18 protein-coding genes and 7 tRNA genes are annotated in these 15,986 nt (G+C 71.5%); 10 read left to right on the top strand and 15 right to left on the bottom strand.

Going from position 1 to position 15,986, the window contains the following annotated elements:
* Positions 1 to 46: 46 nt before the first annotated feature.
* The 3 genes from thrS to OG432_RS29125 all read right to left on the bottom strand — a co-directional run bounded on the left by thrS (position 47) and on the right by OG432_RS29125 (position 3,955).
* The gene (gene thrS / locus OG432_RS29135; RefSeq protein ID WP_328313919.1) at positions 47 to 2,023 is read right to left on the bottom strand and encodes a threonine--tRNA ligase; all 1,977 of its coding nucleotides are present in this window, start codon (positions 2,021 to 2,023) and stop codon (positions 47 to 49) included.
* 160 nt (positions 2,024 to 2,183) lie between these two features.
* Positions 2,184 to 3,377, bottom strand: coding sequence for a hypothetical protein (locus OG432_RS29130; RefSeq protein WP_328313918.1), 1,194 nt, complete (start codon positions 3,375 to 3,377; stop codon positions 2,184 to 2,186).
* The gene (locus OG432_RS29125; protein WP_328313917.1) at positions 3,377 to 3,955 is read right to left on the bottom strand and encodes a DUF4365 domain-containing protein; all 579 of its coding nucleotides are present in this window, start codon (positions 3,953 to 3,955) and stop codon (positions 3,377 to 3,379) included. The genes OG432_RS29130 and OG432_RS29125 overlap by 1 nt, the downstream gene beginning before the upstream one ends.
* Positions 3,956 to 4,145: 190 nt before the next feature.
* On the opposite strand from OG432_RS29125, the gene OG432_RS29120 reads away from it, so the two are divergent.
* Positions 4,146 to 4,871, top strand: a complete 726-nt coding sequence (locus OG432_RS29120; protein ID WP_328313916.1) for a 3'-5' exonuclease — start codon at positions 4,146 to 4,148, stop codon at positions 4,869 to 4,871.
* A gap of 73 nt (positions 4,872 to 4,944) precedes the next feature.
* Here the strand turns inward: OG432_RS29120 and OG432_RS29115 are convergent.
* From OG432_RS29115 to OG432_RS29100, 4 genes are all read right to left on the bottom strand, one after another.
* A tRNA-Val gene (locus tag OG432_RS29115) sits at positions 4,945 to 5,016 on the bottom strand.
* A 39-nt stretch (positions 5,017 to 5,055) separates the two neighbouring features.
* Complete coding sequence (locus tag OG432_RS29110) at positions 5,056 to 5,502, bottom strand: SRPBCC family protein (protein ID WP_328313915.1); 447 nt, start codon at positions 5,500 to 5,502, stop codon at positions 5,056 to 5,058.
* Positions 5,503 to 5,607: 105 nt separating this feature from the next.
* A tRNA-Val gene (locus OG432_RS29105) sits at positions 5,608 to 5,679 on the bottom strand.
* Positions 5,680 to 5,730: 51 nt separating this feature from the next.
* Entirely contained in the window at positions 5,731 to 6,132 is a 402-nt protein-coding gene (locus OG432_RS29100; RefSeq protein ID WP_328313914.1) for a TIGR02611 family protein, read from the bottom strand.
* A gap of 199 nt (positions 6,133 to 6,331) precedes the next feature.
* Between OG432_RS29100 and OG432_RS29095 the strand changes: the two genes are divergently transcribed.
* Both OG432_RS29095 and OG432_RS29090 read left to right on the top strand, forming a co-directional pair.
* Positions 6,332 to 6,748, top strand: a complete 417-nt coding sequence (locus tag OG432_RS29095; protein ID WP_053723613.1) for an SsgA family sporulation/cell division regulator — start codon at positions 6,332 to 6,334, stop codon at positions 6,746 to 6,748.
* Between the two features lie 194 nt (positions 6,749 to 6,942).
* Complete coding sequence (locus OG432_RS29090; RefSeq protein ID WP_328313913.1) at positions 6,943 to 7,500, top strand: CGNR zinc finger domain-containing protein; 558 nt, start codon at positions 6,943 to 6,945, stop codon at positions 7,498 to 7,500.
* A gap of 36 nt (positions 7,501 to 7,536) precedes the next feature.
* Here OG432_RS29090 and OG432_RS29085 read toward each other — a convergent pair whose 3' ends face one another.
* Both OG432_RS29085 and OG432_RS29080 read right to left on the bottom strand, forming a co-directional pair.
* Positions 7,537 to 7,710: a hypothetical protein gene (locus OG432_RS29085; protein WP_328313912.1), complete on the bottom strand. Its 174-nt coding sequence runs from the start codon at positions 7,708 to 7,710 to the stop codon at positions 7,537 to 7,539.
* A gap of 192 nt (positions 7,711 to 7,902) precedes the next feature.
* Positions 7,903 to 8,352: a hypothetical protein gene (locus tag OG432_RS29080; RefSeq protein WP_328313911.1), complete on the bottom strand. Its 450-nt coding sequence runs from the start codon at positions 8,350 to 8,352 to the stop codon at positions 7,903 to 7,905.
* Positions 8,353 to 8,492: 140 nt separating this feature from the next.
* On the opposite strand from OG432_RS29080, the gene OG432_RS29075 reads away from it, so the two are divergent.
* Positions 8,493 to 9,011 carry a DsbA family protein gene (locus OG432_RS29075; RefSeq protein WP_328313910.1) on the top strand — a complete coding sequence of 173 codons (519 nt, stop codon included), beginning with the start codon at positions 8,493 to 8,495 and terminating at the stop codon, positions 9,009 to 9,011.
* Between the two features lie 20 nt (positions 9,012 to 9,031).
* On the opposite strand, the gene OG432_RS29070 is transcribed toward OG432_RS29075, so the two are convergent.
* From OG432_RS29070 to OG432_RS29060, 3 genes are all read right to left on the bottom strand, one after another.
* Positions 9,032 to 9,865: a GNAT family N-acetyltransferase gene (locus tag OG432_RS29070; RefSeq protein ID WP_328313909.1), complete on the bottom strand. Its 834-nt coding sequence runs from the start codon at positions 9,863 to 9,865 to the stop codon at positions 9,032 to 9,034.
* A 64-nt stretch (positions 9,866 to 9,929) separates the two neighbouring features.
* Entirely contained in the window at positions 9,930 to 10,751 is an 822-nt protein-coding gene (locus OG432_RS29065) for an aminotransferase class IV (RefSeq protein ID WP_328313908.1), read from the bottom strand.
* Complete coding sequence (locus OG432_RS29060; RefSeq protein ID WP_328313907.1) at positions 10,752 to 11,807, bottom strand: chorismate-binding protein; 1,056 nt, start codon at positions 11,805 to 11,807, stop codon at positions 10,752 to 10,754.
* Positions 11,808 to 12,007: 200 nt separating this feature from the next.
* Here OG432_RS29060 and OG432_RS29055 point away from each other — a divergent pair.
* The 5 genes from OG432_RS29055 (at position 12,008) to OG432_RS29035 (ending at position 12,506) form a co-directional block, all read left to right on the top strand.
* Positions 12,008 to 12,080, top strand: a tRNA-Gly gene (locus tag OG432_RS29055).
* 39 nt (positions 12,081 to 12,119) lie between these two features.
* Positions 12,120 to 12,193 (top strand) — tRNA-Cys (locus OG432_RS29050).
* A 1-nt stretch (position 12,194) separates the two neighbouring features.
* Positions 12,195 to 12,266 (top strand) — tRNA-Val (locus tag OG432_RS29045).
* Positions 12,267 to 12,314: 48 nt separating this feature from the next.
* A tRNA-Val gene (locus OG432_RS29040) sits at positions 12,315 to 12,386 on the top strand.
* Between the two features lie 48 nt (positions 12,387 to 12,434).
* Positions 12,435 to 12,506, top strand: a tRNA-Val gene (locus OG432_RS29035).
* A 262-nt stretch (positions 12,507 to 12,768) separates the two neighbouring features.
* On the opposite strand, the gene OG432_RS29030 is transcribed toward OG432_RS29035, so the two are convergent.
* Both OG432_RS29030 and OG432_RS29025 read right to left on the bottom strand, forming a co-directional pair.
* On the bottom strand, positions 12,769 to 12,978 hold the full coding sequence (locus tag OG432_RS29030; RefSeq protein WP_328313906.1) for a hypothetical protein: 210 nt from the start codon (positions 12,976 to 12,978) through the stop codon (positions 12,769 to 12,771).
* A gap of 209 nt (positions 12,979 to 13,187) precedes the next feature.
* Positions 13,188 to 13,493, bottom strand: a complete 306-nt coding sequence (locus tag OG432_RS29025) for a hypothetical protein (protein WP_328313905.1) — start codon at positions 13,491 to 13,493, stop codon at positions 13,188 to 13,190.
* Between the two features lie 200 nt (positions 13,494 to 13,693).
* Between OG432_RS29025 and OG432_RS29020 the strand changes: the two genes are divergently transcribed.
* Entirely contained in the window at positions 13,694 to 14,947 is a 1,254-nt protein-coding gene (locus OG432_RS29020) for a protein kinase domain-containing protein (RefSeq protein ID WP_328313904.1), read from the top strand.
* A gap of 198 nt (positions 14,948 to 15,145) precedes the next feature.
* Here the strand turns inward: OG432_RS29020 and OG432_RS29015 are convergent, their stop codons facing one another.
* The gene (locus OG432_RS29015) at positions 15,146 to 15,964 is read right to left on the bottom strand and encodes a TrmH family RNA methyltransferase (RefSeq protein WP_328313903.1); all 819 of its coding nucleotides are present in this window, start codon (positions 15,962 to 15,964) and stop codon (positions 15,146 to 15,148) included.
* Positions 15,965 to 15,986: the final 22 nt, after the last annotated feature.

Here is a 15,986-nt window from a genome sequence, read left to right as displayed (position 1 = left end):
ACCTCACTTCCCGGGGGCCGAGCCCCGCATGCGCGGGGTAACACGATCACACCTGCACGCGACGCTCCACCACATCGACGAGCTTGGCCAGCGCCTCGTCACGCGGGACGCCGTTCTCCTGCGAACCGTCGCGGTAGCGGAAGGAGACCGTGCCCGCGGCCATGTCCTCGTCCCCGACAATGATCATGAACGGAACCTTCTGCTTCTGCTGGTTCCTGATCTTCTTCTGCATCCGGTCCGAGGACGCGTCCACCTCGACCCGCAGCCCCTTCTTCTTCGCCGCGGCGGCGAACTCCTGGAGGTACGGGATGTGCGCGTCGCCGATCGGGATGCCGACCGCCTGGACCGGCGCGAGCCACGCCGGGAAGGCACCCGCGTAGTGCTCGAGGAGCACCGCGAAGAACCGCTCGATGGAGCCGAACAGCGCGCGGTGGATCATCACCGGCCGCTGCTTGGTGCCGTCGGGCCCGGTGTACTCCAGGTCGAACCGCTCGGGCAGGTTGAAGTCGAGCTGCACGGTCGACATCTGCCAGGTGCGGCCGATGGCGTCGCGCGCCTGGACCGAGATCTTCGGGCCGTAGAAGGCCGCGCCGCCGGGGTCGGCGACCAGGTCGAGGCCCTGCTTCTCGGCCACCGCGCGCAGCGTGTCGGTGGCCTCCTCCCAGATCTCGTCCGAGCCGACGAACTTCTCCGGGTCCTTGGTCGACAGCTCCAGGTAGAAGTCGTTCAGACCGTAGTCGCGGAGCAGGTTCAGGACGAAGGTGAGCGTCCGGTCGAGCTCGTCGGCCATCTGCTCCTTGGTGCAGTAGATGTGCGCGTCGTCCTGGGTGAAGCCCCGGGCCCGGGTCAGACCGTGCACCACGCCCGACTTCTCGTACCGGTACACCGTGCCGAACTCGAAGAGCCGCAGCGGCAGTTCGCGGTAGGAGCGCCCGCGCGCATCGAAGATCAGGTTGTGCATCGGGCAGTTCATGGGCTTGAGGTAGTAGTCCACGCCCTCGTCGAGCTGCATGGGCGGGTACATGCCGTCGGCGTACCAGTCCAGGTGGCCCGAGGTCTCGAAGAGCTTCCCCTTGGTGGCGTGCGGGGTGTAGACGAACTCGTAGCCCTCCTCCTCGTGCCGGCGGCGCGAGTAGTCCTCCATGACCCGGCGGATGATGCCGCCCTTGGGGTGGAAGACGGCGAGGCCGGAGCCGATCTGCTCCGGGATCGAGAACAGGTCGAGTTCGTTGCCCAGCTTGCGGTGGTCGCGCTTCTCCGCCTCGGCGAGGAACTCCAGGTGCGCCTTCAGCTCGTCCTTGGAGGGCCAGGCGGTGCCGTAGATGCGCTGGAGCATCGGGTTCTTCTCGCTGCCGCGCCAGTACGCGGCGGCGTTGCGCATCAGCTTGAACGCGGGGATGTTGCGGGTGGTGGGCAGGTGGGGACCGCGGCAGAGGTCCTTCCAGCACAGCTCGCCGGTCTTGGCGTCGAGGTTGTCGTAGATGGTCAGCTCGCCGCCGCCCACCTCCACGTTCGCGCCGTCGTCGGTGGACGCCGAGCCCTTGATGCCGATGAGCTCCAGCTTGTACGGCTCGTCGGCGAGCTCCTCGCGGGCGGCCTCGTCGGTGACGACGCGGCGCGAGAAGCGCTGGCCGCGCTTCTGGATCTCCTGCATCTTCTTCTCGACGGCCTTGAGGTCCTCGGGCGTGAACGGCTTCTCGACGTCGAAGTCGTAGTAGAAGCCGTCCCGGACCGGCGGGCCGATGCCGAGCTTCGCCTCGGGGAACAGCTCCTGCACGGCCTGGGCCATGACGTGCGCGGTCGAGTGGCGCAGGATGTCGAGGCCGTCCTCGGAGGAGATCTCGACGGGCTCGACCTCCTCGCCGTCCTTCACCTCGTACGCCAGGTCCTTCAGCTCGCCGGCCACGCGGGCCGCGACGATGGTGCGCTCACCGGCGAAGAGCTCGGCCGCCGTAGTGCCCGTCGTCACCACGCGCTCTTCCCGCTCGGAATCGCGTTGGATGATCACACGGACGTCTGACACCGGACTTCTCCTGCCGTAGGGGGCTCGCGCAGCGCGTGTCGCGTACGCGAGACGATCCTACCGAGCCGGTGGGGTGCGTCGCGAAACGGATATCGGGCCCCTCGTGCGGGGCCGGGTCGTTCGGGGCGGAGCATTCGGGGCGGTGCATTCGGGGGCGGGGTCATTCGGGGGCGGCATCCGGTTCCGCACCGCAGGCCTCCTCGAAGAAGTCGAGGTTCTCCTGGAGCGACTTCATCAGCCGGTCCCGCTCGGCGTCGTCGACCTGGACCGGTGTCACCTCGCGGGCGTCGAAGAGCCGCCGGAAACCGCCCCGGCTCTCCAGGCGCCCCACGACCCGGATCGGCAGCCCGACCAGGTGTGCGTGTCCGGCGATGCGATACGCCTCCTCGTCCAGCTCCATGCGGACGTGGGCGACCTCCGCCCCGGCCAGCACCCGCAGCCGTACGACCCCCGGGCCGCGCGGCCCCGACCGGCGCAGCCGCTCCACGACGCCGGTGACGCGTACCGGCAAGGACGGTTCGCCGCCGAGGTAACGGGCTCCCGCGGCGCGCAGGGCGGGCAGGTCGCCGGGCGAGAAGTCGACAGGTTCGGGCCGGGCCGCGCACCCTTCGGGGACGCCGGCCGCGGGGGCCCAGGCGAGGGCGACGCGCACGCCTTCGCTGCCCCGCACCAGAGTGACGAGGGATTCGGTCAGCTCGCGGCTCACGCCTGCCCGGACGGCGGCGTCGAAGGCTTCCATGCCGCCGGTGGTCCGCTGGTAGTCGACGGCGTCGCGTACGGCGCCCAGGGCGGTGTGCAGGCGGATCACGGCGGGCCTTGCGGTGGCGGCGGGAACGAACGCGGTGAGCCCTCCGCCCGCCGCGGGCTCGACCAGGACTCCGGCGAGGGAGGCGAGTGCCTGGCTGCGGTGGCGTGCCCCGTGGTGGCCGACGGAGCCGCGTACGGCCAGCGCACCGGCGAGCAGCATGCGGCGGGCCGCGCCGCGCAGGTGTTCCTGTTCGCTCCAGGAGGCGGCGCCGGCCGGGCCCTCGGGGACCTCGCGCCACCAGCGGACCTCGTCGCTGGGCACGGCGAGCGAGACGAGCACCTCGCGTGCGGACGGCGCGGCGCTGCGGGCGAGGGCGGTGAGCGCCTCGCCGATCAGGTCGTCGCTGTCGGGGTAGGCCCGGCTCTCGGGGACCAGCAGGCTCGTGCCGGAGCCGGCCGCTCCGGGGGGTGTCCAGCGCGCGTAGCGCCCCGGCGCTCCCCCGCGCCTGTGCCAGCCGTGCCGGCTCAGCAGGGTGCCGAGCACCGCCGGGTCGACCTGGCCGGGTACCGGCGGCATCCCGCCGGGCTCTTCGTCCAACCAGCGCATCAGGGTCTCCCTCCCACCCCGACCCGCGTCATGATCTCGCAGAGCGCGCGGTCGTCGAAGATCCGCGAGGTCGGTATTCGCACCGTGGTTCTGCGCCGGCCGGTCACCGGGTGTCCGGCCAGGTTGGTCCAGTAGCAGCAGTGCCGCAGCGCCAGCCGGTCGTGGCCCGCGTGCAGCCATTCGTCGCGGTTCCTCGGCGCCACCATCACGACCAGGATCTTGTGCACCGACACGGGTGTGCGGGCCAGTTTCACCAGGTGGTCGTTGTCCAGCGTGAAGGAGAAGGCTCCGCCCGGCGGATGCGGCGGTATCTGGTACGTGCACTTGAGCTGCACCTTGATGGTCACTTCGTCGTCGACGGTGTGGCCGGCCGCGCTGTGGCTCAGGTGCCAGTCGATTCCGTTGTCCGGGAAGGGCTGCGACAGCGAGCACCCGGCCGCGGCCGCCACCGCGTGCAGGTAGCCCACCTGGAGGGTCTCCATGCAGGCGGTGGTGGCGAGCGAGCCGCGCAGCGGTGCGATCCCCTCGGGCAGCAGACCGTACCCGGGCGCGGCCGGATCGGGCTGCGCGAGCGCCATGGCTGTCGTATGCCTTCCGGGCTGTGCCGAACCTTTTGCGTGACGGTCCGTCAACAGTGCGTGCCGTCTCCTGTGTTGTCTCCGCACTCCGGCGTCCGCAAACGGCGTATGTCGCAAACAGCACGGGTATCACGGAATCGGGCAGGGGATGCACGCCATCTGCCGGTAGTACGCGAGGAGTTGAGTAGACATGACGTGCTGGTTCGAGGGTCCCCTGGCGGCGTTCGACACCGAGACGACCGGGGTGGACGTCGAAGGGGACCGGATAGTGTCGGCGGCCCTTGTGGTGCAGGACGGTCCCGGGGCGCGGCCGCGGGTGACCCGCTGGCTGATCAACCCGGGCATACCCGTGCCGGAGGGCGCGACCGCCGTCCACGGTCTGACCGATGAGCATCTTCGGCTGAACGGGCGCTGGCCCGCCCCGGTGATGGACGAGGTGGCGAAGGCGCTGGCGGAGCAGTGCTCGGCGGGTCGGCCGCTGGTCATCATGAACGCGCCGTTCGATCTGACGCTGCTGGACCGGGAGTTGAGGCGCCATCGCGCCGCTTCCCTGGGCCACTACCTGGGCCGCAATCCGTTGCGGGTGCTCGATCCGCGGGTGCTCGACAAGCATCTGGACCGCTACCGCAAGGGGCGCCGCACCCTCACCGACTTGTGTGAGCACTACGGCGTGGCGCTGGAGGGGGCGCACGACGCGGCGGCCGACGCGCTGGCCGCCCTGGAGGTCGTACGGGCGGTGGGGCGCAGGTTCGCGGGCCGCCTGGAGCGGCTGACGCCGACGGAGTTGCACGCGCTGCAGGCGACCTGGCACGCGGCGCAGGCGCGTGGTCTGCAGGCGTGGTTCAGCAAGCAGGGCACCGAGGAGCTGGTGGACACGGCGTGGCCGTTGCGGCCCGAACTTCCGGCGGCGGCCTGAGGGTTGGCGGGTGACCGGTGGGCGGCGGGCAGCAAAAAGGCCGGCCCGTCTGTGACGGACCGGCCTTTCCCGGTGGGCGATACTGGGTTCGAACCAGTGACCTCTTCGGTGTGAACGAAGCGCTCTCCCACTGAGCTAATCGCCCGGGAACGGACTGAACCATACAGGCCCTTGGGCCCAGCTTTCAAACCACGTCCAGGTGACGCCGGAGCCCGCGCAGTCCGGCGCGCATCATGAGGGCGTGGTTGGCCCGGAAGAGCGGGCGGCCCGGCACGGCGAGCCGGCGCAGCAGGGGTTTGCGCACCTCGACCTCCTGGTCGTAGACGGCCCGGGTGCCGCCGTCGTGTGCGAGCAGGGTCCAGCGCGCCCGCCCTTCGAGGTCACCGCTCAGGGCGGCCTCCAGGATCAGCGCCGCCGGGTCGCGCCGCGTCTCGTGCGCGGTGACGCGGAGGTCGTACGGAATGACCGAGCGGAAGCGGGCGGTGGCGGTGCGGTCGTCGACGGGGGTCACGTCGCGGACCTGGGGCCACCAGAGCGGGTATTCCTCGGCGCGCTCCAGGACCGTGTAGACGGCCGCAGGAGCCGCACGCAGCTCCCAGACGCTGCGGAAGCGGTAGTGGCACCAGTTCATGCTCCCCAGTCTGCGCGGGCCCGCACAACGGCGGTGGGGCGGCCCCGCGACGGGAACGCCGAAGGCCCCGGAGATCGGGATGATCTCCGGGGCCTTCGGTCCGGGTGGGCGATACTGGGTTCGAACCAGTGACCTCTTCGGTGTGAACGAAGCGCTCTCCCACTGAGCTAATCGCCCGGTGCAGCGCCAACATTACCGCATGTCAGCGGGGTCTTTGACCACCCACGGTCAGTGGTCGATCCTCCATGGCGGCACGAAGCCGAACGACCGGAGATAGATCCCCGCGAGCACGCCGACGATGATCAGGCCGGCCGCGGTGAGGATGATGTTGCGCCGCCGGACTCGGGGATCGAGCGCCTTCTGCGTGGCCTCCCTGACCTTGCGCCTGGTCCAGCGGAGCACCAGCTGGGCCCAGACGAATTCGGTCGCCCAGATCGCCATGCCGCCGAAGATCACCAGCCAGCCCGGACCCGGCAGCGGCAGCATGACCACGCCCCCGGCCACGACCGCGAGACCGACCACGAAGACGCCGACCTGCCAGCTGATGTGCAGCGGTTTCGACGCCTTGACGAACGCCGGCGCGCGCGATCCGAGTGCCGCCCCGCCCCGCTCGTCACTCCCCGTATCCATGCGCCCCAACCTACCGGACGGGTGTCTCGAAACCGGTTCACCGAAATGGGCGTATCACCCAAAGTAATACTCCGCCGTACGAGCTACGTGAACCCCTTCAAAACGGTCAGAGGGGTTTACAACGGCACCGTAGGTGGCATGTCGATTTCGCCGACGTGCGAATCCCCGAGCGCACACTGAGCGAAAGGCCCTGGCGCTTATGAACACCACGGTCAGCTGCGAGCTGCACCTGCGCCTCGTTGTGTCGAGCGAGTCCTCACTGCCTGTACCCGCGGGCCTGCGGTATGACACGGCCGATCCCTATGCCGTGCACGCCACCTTCCACACCGGAGCCGAGGAAACCGTCGAGTGGGTCTTCGCTCGCGATCTCCTCGCCGAGGGCCTGCACCGGCCCACCGGAACCGGCGACGTCAGAGTCTGGCCATCACGCAGTCACGGCCAGGGCGTCGTCTGTATCGCCCTGAGCTCGCCGGAAGGAGAAGCCCTTCTCGAAGCCCCGGCGCGGGCCCTGGAGTCGTTCCTGAAGCGGACCGACGCCGCGGTTCCGCCCGGCACCGAGCATCGTCACTTCGATCTCGACACGGAACTCTCGCACATCCTGGCCGAGAACAACTGAGGCCAGGCAGAGAGCCGCACGGCGCCGTCCGACTCGGGGCGACGGCGCCGCGCGGACAACCACGGAGCGGCAGCCATCGGCGCCGTCCCCCACGAAGCCGTCGTGGGGGACGGCGCCGATGCGCGTACAGCACGAGCCGCTAGAGTCGGCCAGCATCCGACGGGCGCCGCCCGCCGCAGGCCAGGGAGCGAATCGTGCTGATCCCTCACGACACCCGGATCGCCCTCGACATGGTGGTCGATCTGGTGAACACCGCGCCCGAGAGCGAGGCGACCGACCTCCTCGCGGACGTGGACGCGCTGTACGGCTTCGTCCAGGACCACAACATCAGCGGAGTCGAGCGGCTCTCCCCCGGTGACCTGCTGGGCGTCCAGGGGGTGCGCGGCAGGTTCGCCGACATCTTCGCGGCGCCGGACGCCCGCGCGACCGCCGAGCTCGTCAACCAGCTGGTCGCCGCGGCCGGCACCACCCCGCAGCTGACCGACCACGACGGCTACGACTGGCACGTGCACTACTTCGCGCCCGGCGCCTCCGTCGCCGACCACTTGGCGGCCGACGGCGGCATGGCCCTCGCCTTCTTCATCGTCACCGGCGAGCTGGAGCGGCTGCGCCGGTGCGAGGCGCCGGACTGCGGGCGGGCCTTCGTGGACTTCTCGCGCAACCGCTCACGCCGCTACTGCTCGAGCCGCACCTGCGGGAACCGCCTGCATGTGGCCGCCTACCGCGCCCGGCGCAAGGAAGCGGCCCGCTGACGGTGCCGGGGGCGCGGGGCGCCGGAGCGTCGGGCCTCACAGCAGGAAGAGGTCGTGCAGGGCGGCCATGAGCAGGAGAGAGCCGATCACCCCCAGGAAGATCATCAGGGGCGGCTGGGAGAGGGCGAAGAGGCAGCCGCGAGCCTGAGGGTCGGGCGCGCTCGGCTCGTCGGTCGGTGCAGGGACGGCGCCCTGGGAAGTGTCCAGCATCTCGGGCCGATGATGACGCAGCCCCGCCGCATGGATATACCAACGTGTCCATAATGAGCGGGAGTTCACCCGATCTTGTAGCACGTACGGGAACAGCCGTGCGGGAACAGCCGTGCGGGACAGCCTTCCTCGGCCCCCGGCACCCCCGCCCGGGAGCGGCCGCGCTCCCGGCTGCTCCCAGGAGCGGGGGAATCAGATGCCGTGCTTCTTCAGAATGGCCTCGATGTCGCTGAAGTCCTCGCTCGCGGCGGGCTTGCCCTGCGGCTTCGCCACGGGGCCGGCCGCCGGGGCGCGGCCCGCGCCGAGCGGGGGCGCGGTGGCCGCCGGGGCCACGTTGTCGCGCCGGGCGGCCGCCGCGGCGGCCTTGCGTTCCTTGCGGGTGCCGCCACCGCGCCGCTCCACGGCCCGCGTGGTCAGGAACAGCAGCCAGGCGATCCCGAGCAGGCCGAAGCCGAGCCACACACTGGGCTTGAAGACGATGCCGGACACCCACTGCACGACGCCCGTCATGACGAGGCCGACCGGGACCAGCGAATAGGCGGCGATGCGCGTAGCCGCGAGGAAACGCTTGCGGTACGCCGTGATGGCAGCGATGCCCAGTCCGGCCGCGGAAACGGCGGAGCAGACGGTCTCGGCAAGCATCCGGTTCCTCCAGGCATGGGCGGTGTGGCTTCTTCCATCCTGCACCGGAACCCGTCCGGCGGGCCACGCCCGGCCACGACCTCAGGGAGATCTCCGGGGCGGGATCCTCCCCAGGTCCCGGTTGCTGGGAGACTGGCCCCATGAGCGACACCACCCCCTCCGGCACCAGCGGCCCCGCCGTCCTCGACGTGTGGTGCGAGCTGCAGTGCCCCGACTGCGCCACCGCACTCGACGACATCCGCGCCCTGCGCGCCCGCTACGGCGACCGGCTCGACATCCGGCTGCGGCACTTTCCGCTGGAGAAGCACAAGCATGCCTTCGCCGCGGCCCAGGCCGCCGAGGAGGCTTTCGAGCAGGGGCAGGGCTGGCCGTACGTGGAGGCCGTCCTCGGCCGCACCGGGCGCCTCGCCGAACAGGGCGAGTCCGTCCTGGTGCGAACGGCGGCCGAACTCGGCCTGGACGCCGATGAGTTCGACACCGCCCTCATCGACGGACGGCACATGCTGATCGTCGACGCGGACCAGGCCGAGGGCAAGGCGATCGGTGTGACGGGCACCCCGACGTACGTCATCGGCGAGGAGCGCCTCGACGGCGGCGCGAGCCAGGACGGACTGCGGGAGCGCATCGAGGAGCTCGTGGACCGGCTGCTCGCCCAGTAGGCCGCATCCGGGCCCTCGGCTCAGAGCAGGGCTTTGCCCAGGTGGTGGCGCGTGGTCCGGTAGCCGAGCGACTCGTACAGGCGCAGGGCCGGAGTGTTGTCCGCGAAGACGTGCAGCCCGATGGTGTCCATGCCGTCGGCGAGCGCCGCCCGCTCCGCGAGCAGCATCAGGGAGCGGCCGTGACCCCGGCCCCGGTGTTCTTCGGCGACGTGGACGTCGTAGACGTACGCCCCCGCGCCGGGCCCCGGGGCTCGGGCCACCCACAAGGTGCCCACCTCGCGGCCCCGGTCCTCCAGGAGCAGCAGGTGCGTCCCCGCGGTGGCGGCGCCCTCGGGCAGCAGGGTGCGGTGCTCCTCCTCGGACTTGGTCCGAGCCGCCGCCTCGGGCACGCCCCGCTCGATCCAGCTCTGCGCGTAGCCCTCCACCGCGGCGGCCCGCCAGCCCTCGAACTCGTCGGCGTTCATGGGCCTTCCGACCGTTCCGTCGGGCAACTCCGCTGCGGTGGGCGCAAGTTGCTTGACCATGTTGCGGCTGCGCTCCACGTGGCCGAGGGCCGCCGCCATCCGCAGGGCCGCGTCGGCGTCGGCCGGAACCGTGAGGTGGAGCCGGTCGCAGCCCCAGCCGCGCAGCACCTCCTCGGCGGCGAGCGCGGCCACGGTGCCGCGGCCGCGGCCGCGGTCCGCGCGGTCGATGTGCAGCTCTTCGATCCGGCCCGTGCCGGCCCCGGACAAGGCGTCGGTGGCGATCTTGATCCGGCCGACGCGTCGGCTGTTCACGCATACGTCGTAGGTCCGCGACTTGGCGCCGTCGGCGCCCTGCTGGAGCGGCTCGGTCGGCCGAATGGTGGTGGTCATCAAGGCCGTTGTACCTGCCGGGGCGGCGCCCGTCACGCGCTTTACCGGTCCGGATCCGCTCCGGTCACGGGTCCAGGTCCGATCCGGCCCGTTCGTCGAAGATCCGCATGGCCTTCGTGGTGACCGGGCCCGGCACGGCGCTCAACTGCCGCCCGTCGATACGGTGTACGGCCTGCACGTCGCGCAGGGTCGAGGTCAGGAAGATCTCCTCGGCGCTCTCCAGGACGTCCAGCGGGAGCTCGCTCTCCTGCGCGCCGGTCCATTCGACGGTCAGCGCGCGGGTGATGCCGCCGAGGCAGCCGGAGGCGAGCGGCGGGGTGTGCAGGCGGCCGTCGACGACCACGAAGACGTTGGAACCGGTGCCCTCGCAGAGCTGTCCCGCGGTGTTGGCGAAGAGCGCCTCCGAGGCGCCCGCCGCGTGCGCCTTCGCGAGGGCGACGACGTTCTCGGCGTACGAGGTGGTCTTCAGGCCCGTCACCGCGCTGTGTTCGTTGCGCGTCCACGGCACGGTGATGACCGCGGTGGTGTCGGGGCGGCGCGAGGTCTCGCCGAGTGCGACGACCAGGGTCGGCCCGTTGTCGCCGCGGTCCGAGCCGAGCGGCGAGAGTCCGCCGGTGTAGGTGATCCGCAGTCGGCCGAGCGGCACGGGGTTGGCATCGAGCACGGCCGCGCAGGCACGGCGCACCTCGTCGAGATCGGGGTCGGGCAGGCCGAGACCGCGGGCGGAGCGGGTCAGCCGGTCCAGATGGCGGGTGGGCGCGAACAGCTTTCCGCCGGTCGCCTTCACGGTCTCGAAGACGCCGTCGCCCACGGTGAGCCCGTGGTCGAGGACGGACACCTGTGCGGCGCCGGCGTCCCGCAGGGCGCCATTGACCCAGATCTGCATTTACGCGGTCCTTCCACTGTGCCCGCTGTGGGCCCTGTCGCCCGACGCTATCGCGAGCAGGCGCGACGCCTTCAGCTCGGTCTCCCGCCATTCGCGGTCCGGGTCGGAGCCCCAGGTGATGCCGGCCCCGGTACCGAATCGCAGGACGCCGTGCGGCCGGTCCACCCAGAACGTGCGGATGCCGACGGCGAGTTGTGCGGTGCCGCGGTCGGCGTCGACCCACCCGACGCCGCCGCAGTAGGGGCCGCGGGGCGCGGTCTCCAGCGCGTCGATGATCCGCAGGGCGCTGGACTTCGGCGCGCCGGTGACGGAGCCGGGCGGGAAGGTGGCGGCGAGCAGCTCGCGCCAGCCGGCGCCCTCGCGCAGTTCGCCGCGGACGGTGGAGACGAGGTGGACGAGACCGGGGTGCTCCTCGACGGCGCACAGCTCGGGCACGCTCACCGTGCCGGTGGCACAGACGCGTCCCATGTCGTTGCGGACGAGGTCCACGATCATCACGTTCTCGGCGTGGTCCTTCTCCAGGAGGTCGGCCGCGGTCCGGCCGGTCCCCTTGATGGGCCCGGACTCGACGACGCGTCCGGTGCGCCGCAGGAACAGTTCGGGCGACGCGGTCGCGATCTCCACCCCGTGGGCGGGCAGCCGAATCGTTCCGGCAAAGGGCGCCGGGTTGCCGCGGGCGAGCAGCGCGGTGAGGGCGTCCACGTCGGCCGTCGCCGGGTCGGGCAGCGGTGCGCTCAGGACGCGGCAGAGGTTGGCCTGGTAGACCTCACCGGCCGCGATGTGCTCGCGGATGCGGCGTACGCCCGCCGTGTACGCGGCGCGGTCCAGGGACGACGTCCAGTCCTCGGGGGCGGGCCCGCGCCAGGCTCCGGGCACGGGTTCGGGGACCGGCCCTTCGCGGACGTCCGCGAAGCGGGCGCAGACGAGCCGGCCCTCGAAGTCGGCGGACACGGCCCAGAAACCGGTGGAGTCGAGGGCCTCGGGATCGCTGGTGACATCACGCAGGCCCGAGGCGACGAGATGGCCGAAGCGGGCCAGAGGAGCGAGGTCGTGCACGTCTGTGAGTCTAGGGCCGGTGCAGGTGGGGTGCCTCTGCGTGCCCCGGGGCGTGACCCGGGGGGCCGCCGGTCGCGCCCCGGCGGCGGTCCGGACCAGGTGCAACGCAGCACGCTGCACAAACGCGTTTTTGTACTGGCCCCGGAATCCGCTAGAGTTCAACACGTCGCCGGGACGCGCAAGCGGAACGGAAACGACAAGCGGACGTGGCTCAGTTGGTAGAGCATCACCTTGCCAAGGTGAGGGTCGCGAGTTCGAATCTCGTCGTCCGCTCGGTGTGGGGGATCTTCCCGAACCCTCATATGCACTCCTGGTGGAGTGGCCGAGAGGCGAGGCAACGGCCTGCAAAGCCGTCTACACGGGTTCAAATCCCGTCTCCACCTCCAAGCGCGATTAGCTCAGCGGGAGAGCGCTTCCCTGACACGGAAGAGGTCACTGGTTCAATCCCAGTATCGCGCACGCAGTAACACGAAGTAACCGGCCCCGTGAGATGTGGGGGCCGTTCCCGCGCGATTAGCTCAGCGGGAGAGCGCTTCCCTGACACGGAAGAGGTCACTGGTTCAATCCCAGTATCGCGCACGCAGTAACACGAAGTAACCGGCCCCGTAAGGTGTGGGGGCCGTTCCCGCGCGATTAGCTCAGCGGGAGAGCGCTTCCCTGACACGGAAGAGGTCACTGGTTCAATCCCAGTATCGCGCACCGCCCGGAACCCCCGGCCTTCTCGAAGGCCGGGGGTTCTGTCGTGCGCGCGCCGCTCCCTGGCCCGCGCTCGTGTCGCCGTGGCCGCCCCCGCCCCCGCTCTCGCCCATCCGCCCGCCGCGCGTGCAAAAGGCGTTGCCCGATCGGCTCCCCAGCCGATCGGGCAACGCCTCTTACTGCCGTCCGCCGCACCCCCGTCCCCACGGGGCTGTAATGGCCGGATGTCCCGACCCGGTCCGCTCTACCGGGTCCGGAGCGCCGCTCAGCGCCCCAGCATCACGCCCACGGACGACGCTTGTGTGACCACCGCATCCCAGCCTCCGAAGACGACTACGAGCAGGGCCGCCAGGGGAAGGACCATGGCCGTCGCCACCAAGGGGTGGCGCGGGCCGGAACGACGGGCACCGAACGCGACGCTGTACGCCCTGCGTCCTCGCGTGCGGATGATCGTCCGCGCAGCCGTGTCCGCCATGGTCCTCTCCTGTTCGCTTATGGGTCTGCCTCATGTGTCCGGCCGGCCTCCGCCCACGGAGGTGGCCCGACAGCGGCGGGTGTCTGACCTCGGGGGACGAGTGCATCACCCGCCGCTTGACTTCAACATTAGGGATCCTCGGGGCGCCGGACGTCATGCCCTCGTACCGCTCTGCGGGCCTCCCAGGGGATGAGCCGTCACCCCCACGCCTACTCCCCTGGGTGGAGACGGGACCCCTGGGCCTTGGGGTCTTCCCGGAGGGGGCGGGCCCGCGCGCGGGGCTCCGACTCCCCCGCGGCCCCCCTCGGGACGGGCTGTCCGACCAGGGCGGGCGCCCGCGTCGCCATGAGGCGTGCGGTACGCGCGACCGCGCCGCTGTGCGTGACTTCGCTCACTTCGACCACCCCGCGGCGGACCGCCGTCCCGACCCTGCGGCCCGCCCTGCCGGCCACCGCTTCGTCGGTGCGGGTCGTGTATCCGGCGCCCACCACCATCTCCACACGATCACCCTTCACGGACCCAAACCCCCTTCCGCTACGGACCGTTGAGATCTCGCACGGTTCAGCGGCCGGGGATCCGCGGCTTGCTGACCACGCTTCATGTTTCCCACCCCGCACGGACAATCGGTCGGGCCGCGAGGGCGCGGCCTATGAGCACACCGGGCGGCGGGTACGTAAGCTGTGCCCCGTCAACAGGACTGGCAGCGGGGATGAAAATGGCGATGATGCGGCTCCGGCGCGAGGACCCGCGTGTCGTCGGCTCGTTCAGGCTCCACCGGCGTCTCGGCGCGGGCGGCATGGGGGTCGTGTACCTCGGCTCCGACCGGCGCGGGCAGCGGGTGGCGCTGAAGGTGATCCGGCCCGATCTCGCCGAGGACCAGGAGTTCCGGTCCCGGTTCGCCCGTGAGGTCTCGGCGGCACGGCGGATCCGGGGCGGGTGCACGGCACGGCTGGTCGCCGCCGATCTGGAGGCGGAGCGACCCTGGTTCGCCACGCAGTACGTTCCCGGGCCCTCGCTGCACGACAAGGTCGCCGAGGAAGGTCCGCTGTCGGCCGCCGACACCGCGGCCATCGGGGCCGCGCTGTCCGAGGGGCTCGTCGCGGTGCACGAGGCCGGGGTCGTCCACCGCGACCTCAAGCCGTCCAACATCCTGCTCTCCCCCAAGGGGCCCAGGATCATCGACTTCGGCATCGCGTGGGCCACCGGCGCCTCGACGCTCACCCATGTCGGCACGGCCGTCGGGTCCCCCGGCTTCCTCGCACCCGAGCAGGTGCGCGGCGCGGCGGTCACCCCGGCCACGGACGTCTTCTCGCTCGGCGCGACGCTGGCGTACGCGGCGATGGGCGACTCGCCCTTCGGGCACGGCAGTTCCGAGGTCATGCTCTACCGCGTCGTGCACGAGGAGGCCCAACTGCGCGGCGTGCCGGACGCGCTGGCCCCGCTCGTCCAGGCGTGTCTGGCGAAGGACCCCGAGGAGCGGCCGAGCACGCTGCAGCTCTCGATGCGGCTCAAGGAGATCGCCGCACGGGAGGCCCAGGGCGGTCTGCACGCCCAGGGCACGGACGTGCGGCCTCCCGTGCAGCGCGAGCGGGTGGAGGTGGAGCGGCCCACGGGGCGGCTCGACGAGCGCACGCAGCGGTATACCGAGGCGGGGCGGGGTACGGGCTCGGGCTCGGGGACGTCCGGGGGGCCGCGGCCCGGGGCGCGTACGGGTGGGTCTGCGCCGCGTACCGGTGGGTCCGCGCCGCGTACCGGTGGGTCCGCGCCGCGTACCGGTGGGTCGCGGCCTGGTGGGCCCCGCAGCAACGCCTCCCGGCCCGGGGGGCGGCCGGGGACGCGGCCCGGGACGCGCACGTCGGGCGGCGGGCTGCGGCCCGCCAACCCGCGACTGCTGCGGCAGCGGCTCACCGTGTTTGTGCTGGTGACGTTGATTGTGCTGCTGGGGATCGCTGCGGTTAAGCAGTTCTGAGGGCTCTGCGGGGGGGGGGCGGCTCTTCGTCTGCGGGCCGGCTTCGGCTGGGCACGCAGTTCCCCGCGCCCCCGGCGAGGTTGGGGGCTCCCCTGGCTGAGATGCTCGGGGAGGCTTGGCCGACGGTCGTCTTTCGGGTGCTGGCCGGCGGGGGCCGTTCGCGCAGTTCCCCGAGCCCCCGGCGGGGTTGGGGGGGGGTCAGGTGGTGGGGCGGCCTGTTGCTACGGCGTAGAAGGCCACGGCTGCTGCCGCGCCCACGTTCAGGGAGTCGACTCCGTGGGCCATCGGGATGCGCACCCACTCGTCCGCCGCGACCAGGGCCTGGCGGGACAGGCCGTCGCCCTCGGCGCCCAGCATGAGCGCCACCTTGTCGAGCTTGTGCGGGGCCGCCTCGTCGATGCTGGAGGCCTTCTCGTCGGGGGTCAGGGCCAGCAGACGGTAACCCGCGCCGCGGACCGTTTCCAGGCCCTTGGGCCAGGACTCGAGGCGGGCGTACGGGACCGAGAAGACCGCGCCCATCGACACCTTCACCGAGCGGCGGTACAGCGGGTCGGCGCAGTCCGGGGACAGCAGGACCGCGTCCATGCCGAGGGCGGCCGCGCTGCGGAAGATCGCGCCGATGTTGGTGTGGTCGTTGACCGCCTCCATGACCACCACCCGGCGCGCGGTGGTGAGGAGTTCGTCCGCGGCCGGGAGCGGTTTGCGCTGCATCGAGGCGAGCGCGCCGCGGTGCACGTGGTACCCGGTGACGCGTTCGGCCAGGTCGGGGCTGACCGCGTACACGGGCGCGGGAAGCTCGTCGATGACGTCCCGCATGACGTCGACCCACTTGGCCGAGAGCAGCATCGAGCGCATCTCGTACCCGGCGTCCTTGGCCCGTCTGATGACCTTCTCGCCCTCGGCGATGAAGAGGCCCTCGGCGGGTTCGCGGCGGCGCCGCAGTTCCACGTCGGTCAGGCCCGTGTAGTCGCGCAGGCGGGGGTCGTCGGGGTCCTCGACGGTGATGAGATCGGCCACAGGGTGATACTGCCTTGTCCTG

Source organism: Streptomyces sp. NBC_00442 (genome assembly GCF_036014195.1).
Classification (GTDB): domain Bacteria; phylum Actinomycetota; class Actinomycetes; order Streptomycetales; family Streptomycetaceae; genus Streptomyces.
This window is presented reverse-complemented; position numbering and strand designations above follow the sequence as displayed.